The sequence below is a fragment of the Bacteroidota bacterium genome, assembly GCA_013696965.1.
GTDB lineage: Bacteria > Bacteroidota > Bacteroidia > JACCXN01 > JACCXN01 > JACCXN01.
The window spans coordinates 13581-36323 of record JACCXN010000059.1 but is presented as its reverse complement, the minus strand read 5'-3'; the positions used below and the strand labels follow the sequence as shown (position 1 = coordinate 36323).

21 protein-coding genes, 1 pseudogene and 1 riboswitch are annotated in these 22743 nt (G+C 34.8%); of the genes and pseudogenes, 16 read left to right on the top strand and 6 right to left on the bottom strand.

Translation table 11 applies throughout. The features are described 5' to 3' along the window. The 3 genes from H0V01_10095 to der all read left to right on the top strand — a co-directional run. On the top strand, positions 1 to 275 hold a 275-nt coding region (locus H0V01_10095; GenBank protein ID MBA2583720.1), incomplete at its 5' end, for a gliding motility-associated C-terminal domain-containing protein. A 310-nt stretch (positions 276 to 585) separates the two neighbouring features. Beyond that, positions 586 to 1467, top strand: a complete 882-nt coding sequence (gene era / locus H0V01_10090) for a GTPase Era (GenBank protein ID MBA2583719.1) — start codon at positions 586 to 588, stop codon at positions 1465 to 1467. Between the two features lie 142 nt (positions 1468 to 1609). Beyond that, positions 1610 to 2920 carry a ribosome biogenesis GTPase Der gene (gene der / locus H0V01_10085; protein ID MBA2583718.1) on the top strand — a complete coding sequence of 437 codons (1311 nt, stop codon included), beginning with the start codon at positions 1610 to 1612 and terminating at the stop codon, positions 2918 to 2920. A gap of 253 nt (positions 2921 to 3173) precedes the next feature. On the opposite strand, the gene H0V01_10080 is transcribed toward der, so the two are convergent. Continuing rightward, positions 3174 to 4445, bottom strand: coding sequence for a methionine adenosyltransferase (locus H0V01_10080; protein MBA2583717.1), 1272 nt, complete (start codon positions 4443 to 4445; stop codon positions 3174 to 3176). A 200-nt stretch (positions 4446 to 4645) separates the two neighbouring features. Continuing rightward, entirely contained in the window at positions 4646 to 5560 is a 915-nt protein-coding gene (gene gldA, locus H0V01_10075) for a gliding motility-associated ABC transporter ATP-binding subunit GldA (GenBank protein MBA2583716.1), read from the bottom strand. Positions 5561 to 5668: 108 nt separating this feature from the next. Between gldA and rsgA the strand changes: the two genes are divergently transcribed. The 3 genes from rsgA (at position 5669) to H0V01_10060 (ending at position 7650) form a co-directional block, all read left to right on the top strand. Next, the gene (gene rsgA, locus H0V01_10070) at positions 5669 to 6592 is read left to right on the top strand and encodes a ribosome small subunit-dependent GTPase A (protein MBA2583715.1); all 924 of its coding nucleotides are present in this window, start codon (positions 5669 to 5671) and stop codon (positions 6590 to 6592) included. Positions 6593 to 6693: 101 nt separating this feature from the next. Continuing rightward, positions 6694 to 7146: a D-tyrosyl-tRNA(Tyr) deacylase gene (locus tag H0V01_10065; protein MBA2583714.1), complete on the top strand. Its 453-nt coding sequence runs from the start codon at positions 6694 to 6696 to the stop codon at positions 7144 to 7146. Between the two features lie 177 nt (positions 7147 to 7323). Next, a complete protein-coding gene (locus H0V01_10060; protein MBA2583713.1) occupies positions 7324 to 7650 on the top strand; it encodes a nucleotide pyrophosphohydrolase in 327 nt (108 codons plus the stop codon). 137 nt (positions 7651 to 7787) lie between these two features. On the opposite strand, the gene H0V01_10055 is transcribed toward H0V01_10060, so the two are convergent. From H0V01_10055 to atpD, 3 genes are all read right to left on the bottom strand, one after another. Further along, a complete protein-coding gene (locus H0V01_10055; protein ID MBA2583712.1) occupies positions 7788 to 9638 on the bottom strand; it encodes a PKD domain-containing protein in 1851 nt (616 codons plus the stop codon). A gap of 595 nt (positions 9639 to 10233) precedes the next feature. Further along, positions 10234 to 10476: an ATP synthase F1 subunit epsilon gene (gene atpC, locus H0V01_10050; protein ID MBA2583711.1), complete on the bottom strand. Its 243-nt coding sequence runs from the start codon at positions 10474 to 10476 to the stop codon at positions 10234 to 10236. Between the two features lie 22 nt (positions 10477 to 10498). Then, positions 10499 to 12007 carry a F0F1 ATP synthase subunit beta gene (gene atpD / locus H0V01_10045; protein ID MBA2583710.1) on the bottom strand — a complete coding sequence of 503 codons (1509 nt, stop codon included), beginning with the start codon at positions 12005 to 12007 and terminating at the stop codon, positions 10499 to 10501. Between the two features lie 304 nt (positions 12008 to 12311). Between atpD and H0V01_10040 the strand changes: the two genes are divergently transcribed. From H0V01_10040 to H0V01_10025, 4 genes and pseudogenes are all read left to right on the top strand, one after another. Beyond that, positions 12312 to 13238 carry a bifunctional riboflavin kinase/FAD synthetase gene (locus tag H0V01_10040; GenBank protein ID MBA2583709.1) on the top strand — a complete coding sequence of 309 codons (927 nt, stop codon included), beginning with the start codon at positions 12312 to 12314 and terminating at the stop codon, positions 13236 to 13238. A 1-nt stretch (position 13239) separates the two neighbouring features. Then, on the top strand, positions 13240 to 13842 hold the full coding sequence (locus H0V01_10035; GenBank protein MBA2583708.1) for a leucine-rich repeat domain-containing protein: 603 nt from the start codon (positions 13240 to 13242) through the stop codon (positions 13840 to 13842). Between the two features lie 405 nt (positions 13843 to 14247). Then, a pseudogene (locus H0V01_10030) lies at positions 14248 to 14525 on the top strand (transposase). Beyond that, positions 14480 to 14626 (top strand): hypothetical protein, encoded by a 147-nt coding sequence (locus H0V01_10025; GenBank protein ID MBA2583707.1) that lies wholly within the window; start codon positions 14480 to 14482, stop codon positions 14624 to 14626. The pseudogene H0V01_10030 and the gene H0V01_10025 overlap by 46 nt, the downstream one beginning before the upstream one ends. 40 nt (positions 14627 to 14666) lie before the next feature. On the opposite strand, the gene H0V01_10020 is transcribed toward H0V01_10025, so the two are convergent. Continuing rightward, entirely contained in the window at positions 14667 to 16895 is a 2229-nt protein-coding gene (locus H0V01_10020; protein MBA2583706.1) for a tetratricopeptide repeat protein, read from the bottom strand. 304 nt (positions 16896 to 17199) lie between these two features. Then, positions 17200 to 17297, top strand: a riboswitch (TPP riboswitch). Positions 17298 to 17361: 64 nt separating this feature from the next. Here H0V01_10020 and thiS point away from each other — a divergent pair. The 6 genes from thiS (at position 17362) to H0V01_09990 (ending at position 22705) form a co-directional block, all read left to right on the top strand. Beyond that, the gene (thiS, locus tag H0V01_10015) at positions 17362 to 17562 is read left to right on the top strand and encodes a sulfur carrier protein ThiS (protein MBA2583705.1); all 201 of its coding nucleotides are present in this window, start codon (positions 17362 to 17364) and stop codon (positions 17560 to 17562) included. A gap of 387 nt (positions 17563 to 17949) precedes the next feature. Then, positions 17950 to 19803, top strand: coding sequence for a phosphomethylpyrimidine synthase ThiC (thiC, locus tag H0V01_10010; protein ID MBA2583704.1), 1854 nt, complete (start codon positions 17950 to 17952; stop codon positions 19801 to 19803). 14 nt (positions 19804 to 19817) lie between these two features. Then, a complete protein-coding gene (locus H0V01_10005) occupies positions 19818 to 20483 on the top strand; it encodes a thiamine phosphate synthase (protein MBA2583703.1) in 666 nt (221 codons plus the stop codon). A gap of 16 nt (positions 20484 to 20499) precedes the next feature. After that, on the top strand, positions 20500 to 21264 hold the full coding sequence (locus H0V01_10000; GenBank protein MBA2583702.1) for a hydroxymethylpyrimidine/phosphomethylpyrimidine kinase: 765 nt from the start codon (positions 20500 to 20502) through the stop codon (positions 21262 to 21264). A gap of 45 nt (positions 21265 to 21309) precedes the next feature. Then, entirely contained in the window at positions 21310 to 21933 is a 624-nt protein-coding gene (locus H0V01_09995) for a thiamine phosphate synthase (GenBank protein MBA2583701.1), read from the top strand. Between the two features lie 4 nt (positions 21934 to 21937). Continuing rightward, entirely contained in the window at positions 21938 to 22705 is a 768-nt protein-coding gene (locus tag H0V01_09990) for a thiazole synthase (GenBank protein ID MBA2583700.1), read from the top strand. Positions 22706 to 22743: the final 38 nt, after the last annotated feature.

The following is a 22743-nucleotide window of genomic DNA, read 5'->3' as shown; positions in this document are numbered from 1 at the left end:
TGGTGCTTGCCCCCAATGTATTCACCCCCAATGGTGACGGCAAAAACGATACATTCACTCTGGTTGTAAAAGGGGCAAAAACATTCCGGGTAAGTATTGTCAACCGCTGGGGCATACAAATTCACGCCTGGGAAAAAGGAAACGATATGCACTGGGATGGCCACACAGTTACAGGCCAGGAATGCAGCCAGGGGGTTTATTATTATACCATAACCGGAGTTCTGGAAAATGGAGAAGCCTTCCAAAAACAAGGTTCCCTGCATTTAATGCGGTGAGGGTATGGAAAAACAATTAATGCGATAGCGATTCTTCCTTGCGCTTCGCTTCATTTTGAATGACAGCTTTTGGAGCATGAATATTCTACTTTTTATACTTACAAACTGTGGAAAAATAGGGCTTTATACTATATTTTTCCCTATGTTTGTGTTTTCAAAAACTAAATCGGTCAGATTTAAAAGGAATTTCTCAAAAGCACTTCTTAAATTTGATGTTAAGTGCGAGTAAATAGCCAATAAATTCAAAAAAGTTTCTGGTATTTTATCGTTTAGGAGAAAATAATTCGAAAATTTTGCAAAATAGGTAAATATGGAACACAAATCAGGATTCGTAAACATCATTGGAAACCCTAATGTTGGTAAATCAACACTTATGAATGCCCTTGTAGGAGAAAGGATATCAATAATTACATCGAAGGCCCAGACTACAAGACACAGGATAATGGGAATTGTTAACGGAGAGGATTTCCAGATTGTATATTCTGATACTCCCGGAGTGTTAAATCCCCAATACAAGTTGCAGGAATCAATGATGAATTTTGTTAAAACCGCACTTACAGATGCAGACATTATTCTTTTTGTAACAGATATTTTTGAGGAGGAAATGCAAAATGAGGAGATTTTTAAAAAAGTGCAGCATATAAAAGTACCTGTTTTGCTTTTGTTGAATAAAATTGACTTAACAACCCAGGATAAAGTTGAGGAAAAAATGAAGTTCTGGAAGGAACGAATGCCCAATGCTGAAGTAATTCCTGTGTCGGCACTAGAGAGATTCAACACGGAAAAAATTTTCCAGATGATTTTAGATAACCTTCCCCTGGGAGAACCCTTTTATCCAAAGGACCAATTAACTGATAAACCAGAACGCTTTTTTGTTTCGGAAGCAATCAGGGAAAAGATATTTCTTCATTATAAAAAAGAAATACCTTATTCTTCTGAAGTGGTTGTAGATACATTTAAGGAAGATGAAAACATTATACGAATAAGGGCAGAAATAATTGTTGCCCGTGATTCCCAAAAAGGAATAATTATAGGCCATAAAGGATTGGCATTAAAAAGAGTTGGGGTTGAAGCAAGAAAGGATTTGGAAGCATTTTTTCAAAAACAAATTCACCTGGAGTTATTCGTTAAGGTAAAAAAAGACTGGAAAGATGACCAACTTATGCTTCGAAGGTTTGGTTATGACGATTAAGAAATAGAAAAGAAAAACAAGGATTAATACTTCTTTTATATAGTTCGCAAAGAAAAACTCCTGATCGTAATTTGCTGATTCATACAAATAAAGCGACATTTGCGTTTTTATAGGATACACGATTTAAATTAACAAGAATAAAATGAGTAATATAGTAGCCATAGTAGGCAGGCCAAATGTTGGCAAATCCACCTTATTCAACAGGTTGACAGAAACCAGAAGTGCGATTGTTGATTCAACCAGCGGTGTAACCCGCGATAGGCATTATGGAAGAGCTGAATGGACAGGCAGGGAATTTTCTTTGATAGATACGGGTGGTTATGTTAAAGGCTCAGACGATGTATTCGAAGGAGAAATAAGAAAACAGGTTCAATTGGCTATTGATGAGGCCAATATAATTGTATTTGTTGTTGATGTGGTGGATGGTATAACAGATTTGGACAAAGAAGTTGCAAATTTATTAAGAAGAACAAAAAAGCCGGTATTTATTGTAGCGAATAAAGTAGATAATTCTGCCCGAATTGCCATGGCTGCGGAGTTTTATGCATTTGGATTGGGTGAGCCATACTGCCTTTCATCCATTAACGGAAGCGGCACAGGTGAATTTTTAGATGACCTTGTTAAAGCACTACCAGAGGACCAAGCACCAGATGATGGCACAGAAGGCTTGCCGAAATTAGCAATTGTAGGAAGGCCAAATGTTGGCAAATCTTCCCTTTTGAATGCTTTTTTGGGTACAGAAAGAACAATTGTTACTTCCACAGCCGGAACAACCAGGGATAGCATAAACACGCATTTTCAGGCATTTGGTCACGATTTGGTTCTTGTGGATACTGCCGGGGTTAGAAAAAAGAGTAAAGTTCATGAAGACCTTGAATTTTATTCTGTAATGCGAAGCGTAAGGGCAATTGAACATTGTGATGTTTGCCTGCTTGTTTTAGACGCAACATTAGGACTGGAATCCCAAGATTTGAATATCTTCCATTTGGCCCAGCGTAACAATAAAGGCCTGGTGATTTTGGTAAACAAATGGGATTTAATGGATAAGGAAACCAATACTTCAAAAGAATATGAAGAACAAATAAGAGAAACTATTGCTCCATTCAAAGATGTACCAATTATTTTTATTTCGGCATTAAGCAAACAAAGAATATTAAAAGCGCTTGAAATTGCACTTGAAGTTCAGGAAAACCGATCAAGAAAAATATCCACCAGCAAATTAAATGATATTATGCTACCCATAATCGAGCATACTCCCCCACCTGCCGTTAAAGGTAAATTCATAAAAATAAAATACTGCACACAAATTCCAACTTACTATCCAAGTTTTGTTTTCTTTGCAAATCTCCCTCAATATATTGATGAGTCCTACAAAAGATTTATAGAAAACAAACTCAGAAAACAGTTTAATTTCACAGGGGTTCCAATTACCATCTATTTTAGGAAGAAATAATAAATAATAATTATGGATAAAAAGCTGTAATGGAAATATTCCATTACAGCTTTTTTATTGCATTATCCTTTCAGAATTTTTGTAGTTGAAAAACAATCCTGTTTATACATTTATCTGAAATTGGGAGCAGTCTATATTATTAAATCCATTGGAAATTTTTGGAATACAGAAAATCCCTCAAAGCAGAATTTATTCATAAAAAAAGCTGCATTGGATTATTCCAGTGCAGCTTTTTTATTTTAGAAACTAGTGCTTATTTCAAACCAAACTCTTTCTTGATTTTATCAACATAATCAAGTTTTTCCCAGGCAAAAAAGTCAACTTTCTTTTTGGATTTTTTACCGTTGTAACAAATTTCCACTTCTTTAGAGTATGGTGTTCTTCCCATATGTCCGTATGCTGCAGATTCTGCAAATATAGGATACTTTAAACCGAATCTGTTAACAATTGCAGCTGGGCGCATATCAAAGAGTTTGGAAACGCGTACAGCGATTTCTCCGTCAGATAATTTTTTACCTTTTTTATCAGTTACTTTAGCAGAATTATAGGTGTTGACATAAATTCCAACTGGTTGTGCAACTCCAATGGCATAAGCAACCTGAACTAAGGCCTCATCGGCAACTCCTGCTGCCACAAGATTTTTAGCAATATGCCTTGTAGCATAAGCTGCAGAGCGATCAACTTTGGAGGAATCCTTACCTGAAAAAGCACCACCTCCGTGAGCTCCTTTACCTCCGTAAGTATCAACTATTATTTTCCTTCCAGTTAATCCAGTATCACCATGAGGCCCACCAATTACAAATTTACCTGTTGGATTAACGTGTAATTTATAATCTCCTTTAAATAAATCCTGAACTCTTTTTGGCAATTGTTTTACTATTCCAGGAATCAATATTTCCTGTACATCTTTTCTGATGGTGGCAAGCATTTCTTTTTCCTTAGCAAAATCATCATGCTGGGTTGAAAGAACGATGGTATCGATTCTAATTGGATGGTTGTTATCATCATATTCAATGGTAACTTGTGATTTTGAATCAGGACGCAAATATTTCATTTTTTTGCCTGCTTTTCTTATTTTAGCTAAATCCTGAACAAGGAAATGAGCCAATTCAAGTGCAAGAGGCATATAGTAATCTGTTTCTCTTGAGGCATAACCAAACATCATTCCTTGGTCACCTGCTCCTTGCTCCTCAACTTTAGCACGAACAACACCCTGGTTAATATCGGGAGATTGTTCATGGATAGCAGAAATAACTCCGCATGAGTCAGCATCAAACATATATTCTGATTTGGTATAGCCAATTCGCTTGATAACCTCACGTGCAATTTTTTGCACATCAACATATGCTTTGGTTTTCACCTCTCCGCTCAAAACTGCAAGACCTGTAGTAACAAGGGTTTCACAGGCAACTTTGGAATCAGGATCTTGTCTTAAAAATTCATCAAGCAAAGCATCAGAAATCTGATCTGCTATTTTATCCGGATGACCTTCTGAAACGGATTCAGATGTAAATAAATATGGCATTTTTATCGTTTTTATGGGTTTTTAGGACGGCTAAATTAAACAAATTTTATAGTTTGATTGTATTACAAATAAAAATTATGAATATTTATTTGTTTTTGCTCCTATAAAATTGCTTAAAGGGTCACAAAACATTAGGCAGGAGATAAAAAAGCACAAATGAATTTTGCGGAAAAACTTTTTAACAAAGAAGTGAAATTGATTTACTTTTTGGTTAATTGCTTAAAAACATCTTCAAGCTTTCTTTCTTGTTTGTGCATGGTAAGAATTGGAATTTTATTTTCCACTCCATAATTAAACAAAGAGCTACGAATATCCTGGCTAGATGAAGATTGAATTTGCCAGGTATTTTCACCCTCATTTATTTGAATTGCATCATAAACACCTGCTATTTTTTTGAGATTGCTTCTGGAAACAATTCCCCCAAACTCAACCAAATAAAACTGCTGGCTACCCATAAGTCCATTAATTTCAGCAACTGGGCTATCCGCAACTATTTTGCCATTGTTAATAATAATTACCCTATCACAAATGGCTTCAACTTCCTGCATAATATGGGTTGAAAGCATCACTGTTTTTTCTTTGCCAATTGATTTTATTAATGCTCTAATTTCTCCAAGCTGATTAGGATCAAGACCCGTGGTGGGTTCATCAAGAATTAAAACCTTAGGATCGTGAATGAGTGCTTGGGCAAGACCCACACGCTGCCTATACCCTTTTGACAACTGGCCTATTTTCTTTTTTTGTTCAACTTCAAGGCCTGTCATTTCTATCATTTCCTTTATCCTGTTTTTGATGTTTGGAACATGATGCAATCCTGCGATAAATTCAAGATACTCTTTCACATACATATCAAGATACAAGGGGTTATGCTCGGGAAGATAGCCGGTTATTTTTTTAACTTCCATTGAATGTTCAAGGGTATCAAAGCCATTAACTGTAACAGTCCCTGAATTTTGGGGAATAAAACAGGTAATAATTTTCATCATGGTAGATTTACCAGCTCCGTTTGGGCCAAGAAAGCCAACAATTCCACCGGTATTCACTTCAAATGATACCTCATCCAGAGCCTTTTGAGACTCATATAACTTTGTGATATTTTTTATAACTATTGACACGTATGTAATGGGTTTTGTTCAGGCAAAAATACTATTTTTAATCAGTGCTTGTTATTACTGATATATAAACTGTAATTTTATATTTTTATTAGTTTTAGAGGAATTAAAATGAAGGGAATAGTAGTAAAATCAACTGGCAGCTGGTATGCTGTAATGGATGAAAGCAGGAAAATAGTGAATTGCCGCATAAAAGGCAAGTTCAGGATGCAGGGTATTAAAAGCACTAATCCAATAGCTGTTGGCGACAAAGTGGAATTTAACATAGAGGATAATGATACGGGTATAATAAGTGAAATTGAAAAACGCAAAAATTATATAATTCGCAAATCGATTAATTTATCCAAGCAATCACATATAATAGCCGCTAATATTGACCAGGCATTTTTAATTGCAACTCTTGTATTTCCAAGAACATCAACTGGTTTTATTGATCGTTTTCTTGTTACTGCTGAGGCTTATAACATTCCCACCATTATACTTTTTAATAAATCAGATTTAATGGATGCCGAAACTCTGGAGATTCAAAAGGAAATGATAGAGATGTATGAGCGAATAGGTTATCCTTGTTATGTAATTTCTGCGTTAAAAAAACAGGATTTAGAAATGCTAAAAACACTGATAAAAGATAAGACAAATCTTGTATCGGGGCATTCGGGAGTCGGAAAAAGCACTTTGGTAAATTCATTAGAACCAGGTTTAAATTTAAAAACAGGCGAAATTTCTCAAACCCATTCAAAGGGAATGCATACTACTACCTTTGCTGAAATGTTACCACTATCCTTTGGAGGTTTTATTATTGATACTCCTGGTATAAAAGAATTGGGCCTTATACATATTAAAAAAGAGGAACTCGCACATTTTTTTCCTGAAATACGGAACATTATGCATAAATGTCATTTCAATAATTGCCGTCATGTAAATGAGCCTAAGTGTGCAGTAAAAGAAGCCGTAGAAAAAGGGGAAATCTCCGAATCCCGATACTATAATTATTTAAGCATGTATAATAGTGAAGAACTTGTTGAGACTTTTTGATAATGATAATGCAAAACAGGAATTTTATTCATTTGTAATTATCAAGCAAGGTTTGAATACTGGATTAAATTGAAATAAAAAAATTTGAATTAAAAAGTACAATGAGGGTAGTTATTCAACGGGTATGTGAGGCATCTGTAACAGTAAACGATCAATTGAAAGGTGCTATTGGAAAAGGCTTATTGGTTCTTTTTGGGGTTGAGCAGGGTGATGATGCTGGTGATTTGCAATGGCTTGTTCAAAAAATTGTAAATTTAAGGGTATTTGATGATGCGCAAGGAGTCATGAATTTATCTGTAAAAGATGTAAATGCACAGGTTTTGGTCGTTAGTCAATTTACATTGCATGCAAGCACTAAAAAAGGAAACAGGCCTTCATACATAAGGTCTGCTAATCCAGTAACTGCAATTCCTATTTATGAATTTTTTATTAATAATCTTGAAAAAGATCTTGGAAAACCGGTGATGACAGGAGAGTTTGGCGCGGATATGAAAGTTGCCCTGATCAATGATGGTCCTGTTACGATATTGATTGATACTAAGAATAAAGAATAAGAGCGGGATTTACTTTCAGGAAAACTTGTGTTATATAATTCACGCAAAGAGGCGCAGAGGTTTTCACGCAAAGGGCGCAGAGGGGTTCACGCAAAGGGCGCAAAAGGGTCAGTAAAGATTTTATTCAAAGTGCCCCAATTGTGCTATTTTTGAAATTATTTATCCAAAAATAAACTTATGACTCTAGAACAAGCCCAAAAAACAGTAGATGATTGGATAAAATCCCATGGGGTTCGTTATTTCAATGAACTTACTAACATGGCAATATTGACAGAAGAAGTTGGGGAAGTTGCCCGCATTATTTCAAGAAAATACGGAGAGCAATCTTCAAAAAAAACAGATAGCAATAAAGAACTTGCTGATGAACTGGCTGATGTTTTATTTGTGCTCATTTGCCTTGCGAACCAAACCGGGATTGATTTAACAAAGGCTTTAGAAAAAAATCTTCAAAAAAAGACAGAACGTGATTCCCAAAGACATCATGATAATAACAAGTTGAAATAAGAATTAATTTAAATCAGGAAAAGGATGAATAATGATTCTTTTTAAATGATTTATATCCTATTTTAGATTGAGGAAATTTAAAAAAAAAAGAGACTGTTAATTAAAACAGCCTCTTTTTTTTATTGAAATTATGTTAATTATCTAATAACACTGAATTTATTGAAAAGTTTATGTCCTTCTTGTTCCATTACCAGCATATAAATACCACTTGTTAACCCTAATTGATTAAGATCAATTGAAAAAGAATTTGTATCATTTGAAAACTTAACAGCAGTGATCTGTTTTCCAAGCATATTGTAAATGGTAAACAAAGCAGGTTTATTTCCGAAATCACCTTTAATTGTTAGTATTTCCTGGGCAGGATTTGGATAAATTACCAGCTGTTCAAGATTGTGAGAAACAACATTTACCCCCACACAAGTTCCTGTGACTATTATTTGATCATTAACTGTAGCAGTATCATTACAGCCATTAGTGGCAGTAAGTGTTACCTCATATGTTCCTGCAATTGTATATGTATGTGTAATTAGTGCTTGAGTGGTCGTTATTATAGAACCATCACCAAAATTCCATTTGAATGATTTACCGCCATTGGCCCAAAAAGTAACAGGTTCACAAGTTTCTACTTCATTTTGGTCATTTAATAGGACGAAATAAGGCTCATATTCACCTGCCACATTAGAAATTACAACTTCAATTTGATCTGTGTAAGAATTGCCACATGCATTGGTGATAGTTACAGTGGCATTGTAAGTGCCAATTCCAGTGTAGGCGTGATAAAATATCAGAATTGATCCAAATAAAGTATCAGATGGGGTGCTCATAATAACACCATCTCCAAAATTCCATACTGCACTATTGCCTCCTTGTACATAAAAAAGAATATTATCTCCAGGACAATGAACATTATCATCGGCAATCCCAAAGTCCACATCATTCTCATTTAAAGTTACATTGTTATTAACCACGATTGTGCTGCTTAGGGTAGTATCTTTATTGCATTGTGTTATTTTCACACTTACATTAAAAGTGCCTGTTGAAAGATAATTATATGAAACCTCATTGTCATTTCCTGTAAGAATTCCTCCGTCACCAAAATTCCATTCATATAAAGCAAAGTTTGCATCTGCTCCAACATAAAAAGAAGTCATCTGCCCCGGACAAGTTGAATCAGGAGCAAATAAATTAAGGTTTGAAGAGAATGCATAATCATTTGTAACCTCTATTGAACTTATTTCAGTTGCAGAATTCCCGCATGCATTTGTTAGGGTAAATGCAACCTGGTATAAACCTGTCTGTGCATAGGTATGTTTTGGAGATGCCAATGTAGAAGTTGTACCGTCCCCAAAGTCCCAAAAATAACTTTGCCCTGATGTTCCATAGAAATTTACTTTCATTCCCGGACATACAGAGGAAGGGTAATAATCAAAATAAACAAAAGGAGTAAGAGTATTACTAACTACTATTTGTTTGGTTATAGAGTCTTTTCCGCATTCTGCACTTTCAATAACTAACTTCACATCATAAGTACCGGTAGCAGAATAACTATGATTAGGTCCACTCTGCATGGAAGAAGTTCCATCTCCAAAATACCATTGCTGGCTGATTAAATTATTTCCTTCTGCATAAAAATAAACTACATCATTTGGACAAATGCTATCGGTCGAATAAAAGTTTGCACCAATTACTAAAATAAAATCATAATGACTCCCAATATAATTCATGTTGCCATTTGTAGTATCATAAACCGTAAGATTAACATAAAACGATCCGCTGCTCATAAAGGTATGTGTGGGATTTTCTATGGAATAAAAAGATTCATCCATATACCATTCATAATAATTACCAACTGAGCTTGTATTGGTAAAACTTACGGTTAAGGGCTTGCAACCTGTTGTATTATCCATATTAAAGGATACCTGTGCAAAAAGGCTATTCGCAACCAGTGCTAAGCATGAAATTGCAAATAAGAAGTAACTGTTTTTCATATGTATATAATTTGTTTTTTAATTGTCATATGGAATTCGCCATGTTATATTCATTGCTGTTTGTGCACGGTTCGGTGCATGGCTATTTCATATTTTTATATTTTTGGTGAAAGTACATTTTATTTTACCATTTTGGTATTTAAATCATTACTATTCCATAATATTCCAGATAATTTAAGTGTTTCGCAAAACCAAATTAAAACAGCCGAATAAGTTAGCCTGCACTTTTACAAATTTATAGAGGACAACAGTTTCAAATAACCTCAGCTCGATTAATAAATGACACTTCTGCATCCTGAAGCCAATTCCTCATAACGCGGTGCTTCATTGTACAGATGCATAGTTTCTATTATTTCAAAGAGTTCACGGAGAAGTCACAGAGGGTCACAGAGATTCCCTGAACTTTCAAATTGGATTTATTCCGGTCTCTTCTGTGTAACTCTGTGATAACTCTATGATCTGATTATTAAACTTTTTAACAATCAAAAGCAATTACAAAAAAACAACATTTGGTTCTGAAATGCTAAGACTAAATAAAAATAAAAAAGTAGTACCTTTTTGGATACTACTTTCTTATTCGAAAAATCAATTCTATTTAAATAGATTCCGCCAATACAACAATTTTATTTTTCATCACTTCCACTACTCCACCATTCACATCGAAAAACAAGGTATTTTTGCTTTCATCCACAATTTTAATTGTCCCTTTATCCAAAGTAGATATAATAGGAGCGTGATTATTCATAACTCCGAAGGATCCATCAGAACCGGGAAGTTTTACTGATATCACATTGCCTTCGTATACTTTTTTATCGGGGGTTATTATTTCTAAAAACATATCAGTTAATTGTCGAATTAATTTAGCTAGCGTCAGCAATCATTTTCTTTCCTTTTTCAATAGCATCTTCGATACTTCCCACAAGGTTAAAAGCAGCTTCAGGATATTCATCCACTTCGCCATCCATAATCATATTGAAACCTTTGATGGTATCTTCAACAGAAACGAACACACCTTTTAACCCGGTAAATTGTTCAGCAACGTGGAAAGGTTGTGACAGGAATCTTTGAACTCTTCTTGCTCTGTTAACGATAAGCTTATCTTCTTCTGAAAGTTCATCCATTCCAAGAATGGCAATAATATCCTGAAGTTCTTTATAACGCTGTAAAATAGCTTTCACTCTTTGTGCAGTGTTGTAATGCTCATCACCAAGAACTAAAGGTGAAAGAATTCTTGAAGTAGAATCCAAAGGATCCACTGCAGGATAAATACCAAGTTCAGCAATTTTACGGCTTAATACAGTTGTAGCATCAAGATGGGCAAAAGTTGTTGCCGGGGCAGGGTCAGTTAAATCATCTGCAGGCACATAAACAGCCTGAACCGATGTAATAGAACCACGTTTTGTAGAAGCAATTCTTTCCTGCATTAAACCCATTTCGGTTGCCAAAGTTGGCTGATAACCTACTGCTGAAGGCATACGGCCTAAAAGAGCGGAAAGTTCAGAACCAGCCTGGGTGAAACGGAAAATGTTATCAATAAAGAAAAGAATATCCTTACCGCCTGATTGCTCATCCCCATCACGGAAATATTCAGCAAGTGTAAGACCAGAAAGCGCAACCCGTGCACGTGCCCCTGGAGGCTCATTCATTTGTCCAAAAACAAGTGTAGCTTGAGATTTAGCCAATTCTTCTTTATCTACAAGAGATAGATCCCAACCCCCTTTTTCCAAAGATTTTTCAAAGGCTTCGCCATATTTAATAACTCCAGATTCAATCATCTCTCTTAAAAGATCATTTCCCTCCCTGGTACGTTCACCAACACCGGCAAAAACAGATAAACCTGCATAACCTTTAGCAATGTTATTGATAAGTTCCATAATCAATACGGTTTTACCAACACCAGCACCACCGAATAAACCAATTTTACCACCTTTTGAATAAGGAGCCAATAGATCAATTACTTTAATACCTGTTAACAAAATTTCTGTTGAAGTGGAAAGATCCTCAAATCTAGGAGGAGTTCTGTGAATAGAATAACCACCTTCGTTGGAAACGGCTCCAATACCATCGATTGTTTCACCAACAACATTAAACAATCTTCCTTTTATTTTTTCTCCAACTGGCATGGTTATAGGTGAGCCTGTTGCAACAACATTCATTCCCCTTTGAAGACCGTCTGTTGAGTCCATAGCGATAGTTCTTACAGTATCCTCACCAACATGTTGCTGACACTCTAAAATAATTTTCTGGCCATTTTCTTTTACAATTTCCAATGCGTCAAGAATGTTTGGCAAAGAACCACCACTTTGTTCAAAGCTTACGTCTATAACAGGGCCGATAACCTGTACAATTTTTCCTGTGTTATTTGACATTTTTTTATTAATTTAATATTTAAAAACGCTGTTTTTTCATTTCTGACTGCAAAAGTACTACAATTAATTAAATTAAAGTGCTAATTGTTAGTAAATTTTTACAGAATTTCATACTTTCCTGCATCCATTAAATATTGCTTGTTTCCGTGGATGGCCAGAAAAAAAATAATTGATTTATTCATTTTAAAAATATAATGAAAAAGCAATAAGAATGCTTACTATGAAATAAAACATTAAAAAAAGCCCTCTATTTGAGTTATTCCTTAGTAATTTTATAATTTTGGGCAGAATAAGAAAACAAATTGTGAGAGTTTATTTTTCCCTTGATGAATTTAATGAAGCAAATAACCCTGTAGTAACAACAGGTACTTTTGATGGTGTTCATATTGGTCATCAAACCATCATAAAAAGATTAAAAGAACTGGCTGAAAAAGAAAATGGCGAAACAGTATTAATTACATTTTTTCCACATCCCCGAATGGTTCTCTATCCCTCGGATGATTCTCTTAAATTAATTAACACCCAGGAGGAAAAAATCGAGCTTTTGGATAAATATGGAATAAACCATCTTATTGTAATACCATTTACTAAAGAATTTTCCAGGTTATCTTCTATTGAATTTGTTCGAAATATTTTAGTTAATAAAGTTAGAACAAAAAAGCTAGTGATTGGATACAACCATCATTTTGGCAGAAACAGAGAAGGTAGTTTTGAACATTTAAAGGAATTTGGACCGGTTTATGGTTTTGAAGTAGAGGAAATTCCAGCCCAGGATATGGAAAACGTGAGTGTGAGCTCCACAAAAATACGGGCTGCATTATTAGAAGGTGATATTAATACTGCTAACAGCTACCTGGGTCACCCCTACTCTTTGAGAGGGAATGTTGTGCTAGGAAATAAACTTGGAAGAGAAATAGGATTTCCTACGGCAAACATTAAAATTCCGGAAAAATACAAACTTATTCCTGCCAATGGCGTTTATGTGGTTGATGTTATTATTGAGAATTCCAGATTCCAGGGAATGCTTAATATAGGAAACAACCCAACCGTAAATAATAACAATAAAGAACAGACAATTGAAGTTCATATTTTTGATTTTTCAAAGGATATTTATGGACAAAAAATAATTGTAGAATTCAAGGACAGAATACGAGATGAAATTAAATTTGAAAATCTGGAACAATTAAAGGAACAGTTGGAAAAGGATAAAAAAACAGCCCTTCAATTTTAAAATGACTATGCTTAAATTTTCTGCTGGATTACTCTTTATTTTTCTGTTCGTTACATTTCCCACAATAGCCCAGCTACTGGATTCTACTGCACTTAGCAATAAAACTATTTACACGCTGGAGGAGGCCTTGTTATTTCCCGAACAAGTTTATAAACTAAGCCTTAAGAAAACAAAGCCGGAACAATTTCCGGATTTACAGCAGTTCAAAAACTTGCAATGGTTGTGTTTAAGCCGGAACAAATTAACAGAAATTCCAGAACAGGTTTTTTATCAAATGAATTTGCAATACCTTGATTTATCAAAAAACAAAATTGATTTAATTCCAAAAGAAATAGGAAATCTTATTAACATCAAACAGCTATACCTGCATCAAAATAACATTGCCTCACTTCCTCCTCAAATTAGCCAGTTAATTAATCTTGAACTAATTGATTTATGGGACAATGAAATCTCTGTTTTACCTGATGAAATTAAAGCCTTGAAAAATCTTAAAAGATTGGACCTTAGAAACATTCAAATCAACGACAATGAGCAGAAGAAAATCTCCAGCCTGCTTCCTGAAACAAAAATATTTTTCTCCCCTGCCTGCAATTGTAAGTACTGATTTTTAAAGCATCATAAAAAACAATCCTTCAGAGATGAATATTTGTTATTGTTGGAAATTTGGAATTGAATATGATACAAACTATTTATTTGAATGGTACAATTGATAGATTTCAGGGCTACGCCCCTCATTTATCTCTACTACGAAGAATACAGGGCTATCGCCCCTCAAAATCAATATACTGCGCACTCGCGAGTTTGTGAAAAACTGAACCACAGCCGCAGGTGTCCTCACCTGTGGCTGCGCAGAAAATAGAACAATTGAAATGACAAAAAAGGGTTTGAAACAGGGTTTGTTCCTAAAATGAATGAACAATGATAAAAATAACGGGGCGTAGCCCTAAAATCTTCGTAGAAAAACAATAAAAACTAATAAAGGGGCGTAGCCCTGACATCATTTAAACAAATGGCAAACACATTTAGACAATTATCCATTCAATTCGTTTTTTCGGTACTAGGACGGCAAAACCTAATCAAAGAAACATTCAGAGACGAATTGGAAAAGGTAATGTGCGCATAGTAACAAACCAAAAATGTAAAACCTATACCATTTACTGTAATCCAGACCATACACACATATTTGTGGTGATGCACCCAACTATTTCTCCATCCAAGCTAATGGAATCTGGTTCATCAAAATGGCTCAACGAAAAAAAATATTTTCTTGGGAAATTCTCCTGGCAAGAAGAATTGGAGTTGCACTTGCATGGGATTCGATAGGCGTAAATGTAGAGGCTGTTAAAACAACTGCAATTAAGGCAGCTGAAATGATTGCGATAGTATAAGAATAAGATTTTTTCTTGCTTTTTTCTCTCTACTACTATTTTAAACTCTAACTCCAATCACACAAACATCGTCTACCTGATCCAAATCACCTTTCCAATTGTTAAAACTATTGTTTAATGTCATTTTTTGATCTTCCATTGATTTATGACATATAGAATTTAATATTTCTTTCATCATTTTATACATTAGCTTTTTACCTTTAGGCCCACCAAACTGATCGGGGAAACCATCAGTGAAAATGTAAAAATTATCCTTGTTTTTTAGTTGAATAATATGATTAGTAAAAGGCTTCATTACATTATGATAACCAATTGGTTGTTTGTCGCCTTTAATTTCATGAAATTCCTTTCCTTTTATTAGGTAAAGTGGATTGTTAGCTCCCGCAAACTGAAGTTCAAGTGAATCTTTTTGACTATTTTGATCAGAAGTAGTCTCAAAATTTTTAAGATTTATTCGAACAAGGGAAACATCCATCCCGTCTTTAGATTCCCCCTCTGCTCCGGTTTGATTAAGCTCCTTTATGAACCTGTTTCTAAGTTCATCTAAAATTTGAGACGGTGTAAGAAGTTTATCATGAGCATTAATTTCATTAAGAAAACTTGTTCCCAACAGGGTTAAAAAAGCTCCAGGAACGCCATGTCCTGTGCAATCTGCAGCAGCAAGATAAAGATGATTGTCTTTTTCCAATGACCAGTAAAAATCTCCGCTTACAATGTCTTTGGGCTTAAAAAAGATAAAATGTTCAGGTAAATGCTTGCTTTCATGTTCCTCGTTTTTAAGTAGTGCATCTTGAATTCGTTTAGCATAATTGATGCTATCAATTACTTCTTTGTTTTTTTCTTCAAGTAAATGATGGGCCGTTTCTACAATTTGTTTTTGAATTTCTACCTCTTTTTTTTGTGCCTCAATGTAGATATTCTGTTTTCGAGTTATTCGGTAACGATTATACATGAACCCGCCAAAAATAAATAGTAAAGCCAAGCCTCCATATAAAGAATAGCTTTTGGTTTTCTCTTGCTCTATTTGTGCCTTTTGCGTCATTATTTTCGCATCACTCACTTCCTTTTCTTTAGCAGCCCGAACGCTATCGGCAGTGGCTTTTTTTTCATATTCATATTGAATGTGTTTTTGAATTTTAGCCTTCTTATTGTCCTCATTAGCTACCATTCCTTCCCAATATTTATGTTTTTTATAATTGGAATAAGCGTCTTTATAATTTCCTAGGGCACTATCAATCTTTGAACGAGTTAAATACGAGTCTTTCAAGTAGTAAATTGCTTCCATTTCTTCCTGTAAAACAATAGCATTATTTATTAAGCTAAATGCCTTTGGAAGCTTACCTTGATTTAAATGAATAGAAGCAATAGCATGTTGATTAAAAGCCTCAATGTTTTTTAAATTTAATGATTTTGCTATTAAATTCGACTGGTTAAAATATTCAAGGGCTAAATGAAACAAACCTGCTTTGTCATTTGCAGCACTAACTTCGGCCATGGAAGAATAAACAGAGCCAATATTGGTCATTTCGCCTGCCATGCCGTATTTGTCATCTAACTCCTTTTCAAGTACCAATGCTTTTTGATAAAAGTCTAATGCTTTTTTATATTCTTTTTTTTCCATGTACACATTTCCGATATTTCCATAATTGCTTGCCTTCCCATTAATATCGTTGATCTTTTCAGCTATTTCAAGAGCTTTTAGACAATATTCTAAAGACTTCTCATAATCATTTAATTCTTTATAAATAGTTCCAATACTTCCGAAATTTTTCACAATAGCTTTAGTGTTGCCTTGTTTTTCATCCATTTTCAAAGCCTTATGATAAACATCTAAAGCATTCATATAATCACTTTGCAAAATGTAGATCATTCCCATATTTCCCAAAAAGGAAGATTGTTTTGTTTGATCTCCCATTAAATAAGCAATGTCATATGCCTTTTTATAATTCTGTAATGCCTTACTGTACTCTCCCTGGCTCCAATAAATACTTCCTAAATTATTGTATGCAGCAGCTTCGCCTTTTGGGAATTTAATTTTATTAGCTAAGCTGATAGAATTTTGAGTGTATTTTAATGCTTTTTCAGTATCTCCATTCATAAGATACTCCCAAGCTAATTGATTGGATATTTTAACTCTAATAGTATCGGCTTTTGCGGAGTTTAAAATATTTTCGAGAGAATCGAGAACCGGAGTTTGACTACACAAATAATTTGGGAAATGAAATAAAAAAAGTAGAATTATTAACTGAACAAAATTTATTCGCCTCATGTAAGAAGGGGTAAAAATATTTTTGCTATAAATTTATACTAAAGCTTTTATTGCTGATACTCATTTAAAAGAATAAATACCTACTTGTAAAAGTATAAATTTTTTTTCTTTTTTTAACACAAATTCCATTTATGCAAAACATCATTAACATGTTCCTGGCTTTACTTTACAGGTTTTAAATTCAGAATTTAATAGCTGTGACTATGTTGAAATTGTCTAGTTTTGAAATGTCTAAAAAATGGAAGGCTTACAATGAAAGATTATAAATTGTGATATTAAAAAAAAATTGCACCTTTGTGATAACAAAAACTTATAGGGGTGTTTCGCTTTTGCGTTACTGAGATTATACCCTTGGAACCTGATGCAGATAATGCTGTCGCAGGGAATAAGCAGAAGCAGTTTCCCTGTTTATTTCCCTCCCTGTAAATTTTGTTATTATTAAGTTTTTTACTCATTATCTACTATTATGATTCTTATAAACGGAGTATCATTTAACCTTGGATCAGAAAAAAACCTTGCCTTACTCTTTGAGCAATTTAATATCGACACTCCAAAAGGCATTGCTGTTGCAGTAAATAACAAAGTAATTTCCCGGACTTCGTGGAAAGAACTTCAAATAAAAGAAAATGATACAATCATTATTATCAAAGCCACTCAGGGTGGATAAAAAAAACAATCTCATGAATAGCCATATACCAAACGTGAACAAACTTTTATGAATATAATATGGCGTCCCGATAAATCGGGATGGCAATTAAAAAACAAATTATACATATATGAAATAGCCATGCAGCAACCGTGCACAAACAGCAATGAATATAACATGGCGTATTCCATATGACATTAAAAAAACAAATTATATACAAATGAAATAGCCATGCACAAACCATGCACAAACAGCAATGAATATAACATGGCTATACCATATGACTATTAAAAAACAAATTATATACATATGAAATAGCCATGCACGAAACGTTCACAAAACGCTAATGAATATAACCTGGCTATCCCGATAAATCGGGATGACCTTTAAAAAACAAATTATATACATATGAAAAAAACAGATAAAACACCAACAGGAAATACAATCACAACGGGTTCATTTCCTTCTTCAGAAAAAATATATATAAAAGGAAATCTTCACGATATTCAGGTAGCAATGCGCCAAGTTTCGCTTTCTGATACTGAATTTAATGGAAAATCAATTCCCAATTCCCCGGTTGTAATTTATGACACAAGTGGCCCTTATACTGACTCAAACATTCAGATAGATGTAAAAAAAGGACTTGAACCCTTGCGTGAAAAATGGATTACAGATAGGAATGATGTTGAACAACTTTCTGAAATCTCTTCAGAATATGGAAAACAGCGCCTTTTAAAAAGTGAGCTTGATCATTTAAGGTTTAAGCATATCCGTAGGCCATATAAGGCAAAAGAAGGAATGAATGTTACCCAGCTTCATTATGCCAGAAAAGGCATTATTACTCCGGAAATGGAATATATTGCAATTCGGGAGAATCAGGGTATAGAACTAATGCAAGAGATGGGACATCAGCATAAGGGGGAGAGTTTTGGGGCAAACATACCAAAAGGATTGATAACAGCTGAATTTGTGCGATCGGAAATTGCTGCAGGCCGTGCTATTATTCCTTCAAACATCAATCACCCTGAAAGTGAGCCCATGATTATTGGAAGGAATTTCCTGGTTAAAATTAACGCCAATATTGGAAATTCTGCTGTTACTTCCAGTATAGAAGAGGAAGTGGAAAAAGCTGTATGGGCATGTCGTTGGGGAGCTGATAATATTATGGATTTATCAACAGGTAAAAACATTCATGAAACCCGGGAATGGGTAATTCGTAATTCACCTGTTCCTGTTGGCACAGTTCCTATTTATCAGGCTTTGGAGAAAGTAAATGGCAAGGCTGAGGATTTAACCTGGGAAATATTCAGGGATACATTAATTGAACAAGCAGAACAGGGTGTTGATTATTTCACTATTCATGCCGGAGTTTTGCTAAGGTATGTACCTATGACCGCTAAAAGGGTAACAGGAATTGTTTCAAGGGGCGGTTCTATAATGGCTAAATGGTGTTTATCTCATCATAAAGAGAGTTTTTTATACACACATTTTGAAGAAATTTGTGAGATCATGAAAGCGTATGATGTTGCTTTTTCTTTGGGCGATGGTCTTAGGCCAGGTTCTATTGCTGATGCCAATGATGAGGCCCAGTTTGCAGAACTTGAAACACTGGGTGAACTTACCAAGATAGCATGGAAACATGATATACAAGTAATGATTGAGGGCCCTGGACATGTTCCAATGCACTTGATTAAAGAGAACATGGATAAACAACTCAAGGAATGTCATGAGGCTCCTTTTTACACTTTAGGACCTTTAACTACTGACATTGCCCCGGGTTACGATCATATTACCTCAGCAATTGGAGCTGCAATGATTGGATGGTTTGGAACAGCAATGTTATGTTATGTTACACCCAAGGAACATTTGGGCTTACCTGATAAAAGCGATGTAAAAGTTGGGGTTATTACCTATAAACTTGCCGCTCATGCTGCCGATCTTGCTAAAGGACATCCAGGGGCACAGGTTAGAGACAATGCCTTAAGTAAAGCTCGCTTTGAATTCAGGTGGGAAGATCAGTTTAACTTAGCACTAGATCCAGATACCGCCCGTGAATACCATGATGAAACACTTCCAGCGGAAGGTGCCAAAATTGCTCATTTTTGTTCCATGTGCGGGCCTCATTTCTGTTCTATGAAAATAACACAGGATGTAAGAGAATATGCAGCCAAACTTGAATTATCAGAACAAGAGGCCCTGAAAAAAGGAATGGAAGAAAAATCAAAAGAATTTGCAGATAAGGGCAGTAAGCTTTATTCCTAAACTCTTTTTAAAGTATGAAGTTAGTGGTTATTTCCAATCCTGAACCTATAAAAAACGAAACTGAAATTATCAGTAGTTTTTTCGATAGTGGTATGGAACGGTTTCATTTAAGAAAACCAGGATATTCAGAGGCTGAAGTTGATTTATTTTTGAAACAATTACCAGAACATCTTCACAGTAAAATAGTCCTTCATTCCCATCATAAGTTGTTGGAAAAATATGATTTAGCTGGAATTCATTTTACAAAAAAACATTTCCAGTGGAGTGCTTCAAGAATGAAAACTTTCAGCAATTTATTACGACCCAAAGGGAATAAATCAATTTCTGCTTCTTTTCATTCATTGTCCGAGTTAATAGAAAATGCAGACACCTACAATTACTTGTTTCTGAGTCCGGTTTTTGACAGCATATCTAAAGAAAATTACAAGGCAGGTTTTGATTTGCAAGAGCTTAAACTCTTTTTGGATAATTATAAAAAAGATGAAAACAATTCGGAGAAATCGGAAATTTTTGCATTAGGTGGTGTAAAATCAGAGAATTTAAATTCTGCACATGATGCAGGATTTGATGGTGTGGCAATTTTTGGGACACTATGGATTCAAAAAGAATACAGTGATATAATAAGGACTTTTGAAAAGTTGAATGAAAGCTGCCTAAATTATATAAATAAAGAAAAATAAAGAAAAATAAAAACAAATGGAACCTGTAAATCCACATATATTATCTGTAGCAGGATTCGACCCTAGTGCAGGAGCTGGAATACTTGCGGATATAAAAACTTTTGAAGCGCATGGGCTTTATGCAACAGGAGTTTGTTCTGCAATTACTATTCAAAATGATTTGAGTTTTGAAAGTGTTGATTGGGTTTCTGAAGAAAAAATAGTAGCCCAGATCAAAATTTTAAGCGACCGTTTTTTATTTGATTTTATAAAAATTGGATTAATAGAAAATCTTGATGTACTTGAGAAAATAGTTGATTTACTTAAAAGTGAAAACAGGGACGCTAAAATTATTTGGGATCCTATAATCAGTGCCAGTGCAGGTTTTACTTTTCATCCAATTTTAGAAAGCAAGAAAATCCAATCCATTTGCAGTAAACTTTTCCTTGTTACACCCAATATTGAGGAGGCGAAAATGATTTCTGCCAAGCCAGGGACAATTGAGGGGATTGCTGAATTAAGTAAACTTTGTGCTGTGTTTTTAAAAGGAGGTCATTCAGAGGACAACCAGGCCAATGACTGGCTTTTTGTGGATGGGAAAAGCATTAAATTTGAGTCTATGAAATTTGAAAATGCAGAAAAACATGGTACAGGATGTATCTTATCTTCAGCCATTACAGCAGGCCTGGCACAAGGGTTAAACCTTGCTGATGCCTGCGCTGAAGCTAAAGCTTACGTAGCTGATTATTTAATTAGTGCACGTGGATTGCTGGGTGTGCATAAAAGGAAGCTGAATGTTTAAAGTGAAAAATTAAAAAAATTTAAAAGTATTAATTTACAAATTCAAATGATTTCAAGGTTTCATTATATTACACAGGACATTCCAGGTTATAGCCATACGGAATTAGCTGAAATAGCTTGTAAAAATGGTGTACAATGGGTTCAACTCAGGTTGAAGGAAGTAAATTATGATTTATGGCTTAAAACAGCTTCTGAAACTTTAGAAATATGTAAAAAGTACAATGCACGACTAATAATCAATGACAATGTAGAAGTAGCCTTAAAAATTAATGCTGATGGAGTGCATTTAGGTGCTGGGGACATGAGCCCGGAGAAGGCCAGGAAAATACTTGGATATGGACCTATTATTGGGGCAACGGCAAATACAATGGATGACATTGAACGATTATCACAATTGGAAATTGATTATATAGGATTAGGTCCTTTTAGATTTACTTCCACAAAAAAAAATCTAAGCCCTGTTCTTGGAATGGAGGGATTAAAAAAAATATCAACAAGCCTAAAACATAATGTTCCCTTGGTTGCCATAGGTGGAATAAAACCTGAGGATGTAGAAGAAATTCTTTCAACAGGAGTTCATGGTATTGCAGTTTCTTCGGCCATAAACATGGCAGAAGACAAGGGAAAAGTAATTAAAGCTTTTCTTGACAAGTTAAATATTAAAAACTAGACTCATGTCACTATTGAAGATTGCAGATAAAACTTTTGAATCAAGATTATTTACCGGGACCGGAAAATTCAGTTCTTCCATTTTAATGGAAGAAGCATTGCTAGCCTCCGGTTCTGAGCTTGTTACAGTTGCCTTGAAAAGGGTTGATTTGACAAACAGCAAGGATGATATTCTTACACATTTGACTCATTCTCAATTTAACCTTTTACCAAACACTTCTGGTGTTCGCACGGCAAAAGAGGCTGTATTTGCGGCTGAAATGGCTCGTGAGGCTTTGGAAACAAACTGGCTTAAACTGGAAATCCATCCTGATCCAAAATACCTAATGCCAGATCCAATTGAAACATTGATTGCTGCTGAAGAACTTGTAAAAAAAGGATTTATCGTTTTGCCCTATATTCATGCAGATCCTGTATTGTGCAAAAGGCTTGAAGATGTAGGAGTTGCAGCTGTAATGCCACTTGGGTCGCCAATTGGAAGCAATAACGGAATTCTTACAGTTAAATTTATTGAGATAATTATTGAACAAAGCAAAGTACCAGTAATTATTGATGCTGGCTTAGGTGCTCCCTCTCATGCTGCCCAAGCTATGGAAATGGGCGCTGATGCTGTATTGGTAAATACAGCCATAGCAGTTTCTCAAAATCCTATACAAATGGCAATAGCATTTAAAATGGCAGTACAGGCAGGAAGAATGGCATTTGAGGCCCGATTGGGACAAGCTATATACACAGCCCATGCAAGTAGTCCATTAACCAGTTTTTTGGATTGAATTTTAAATCAAAAAGCTAAACTATACAAAGCTCCAAA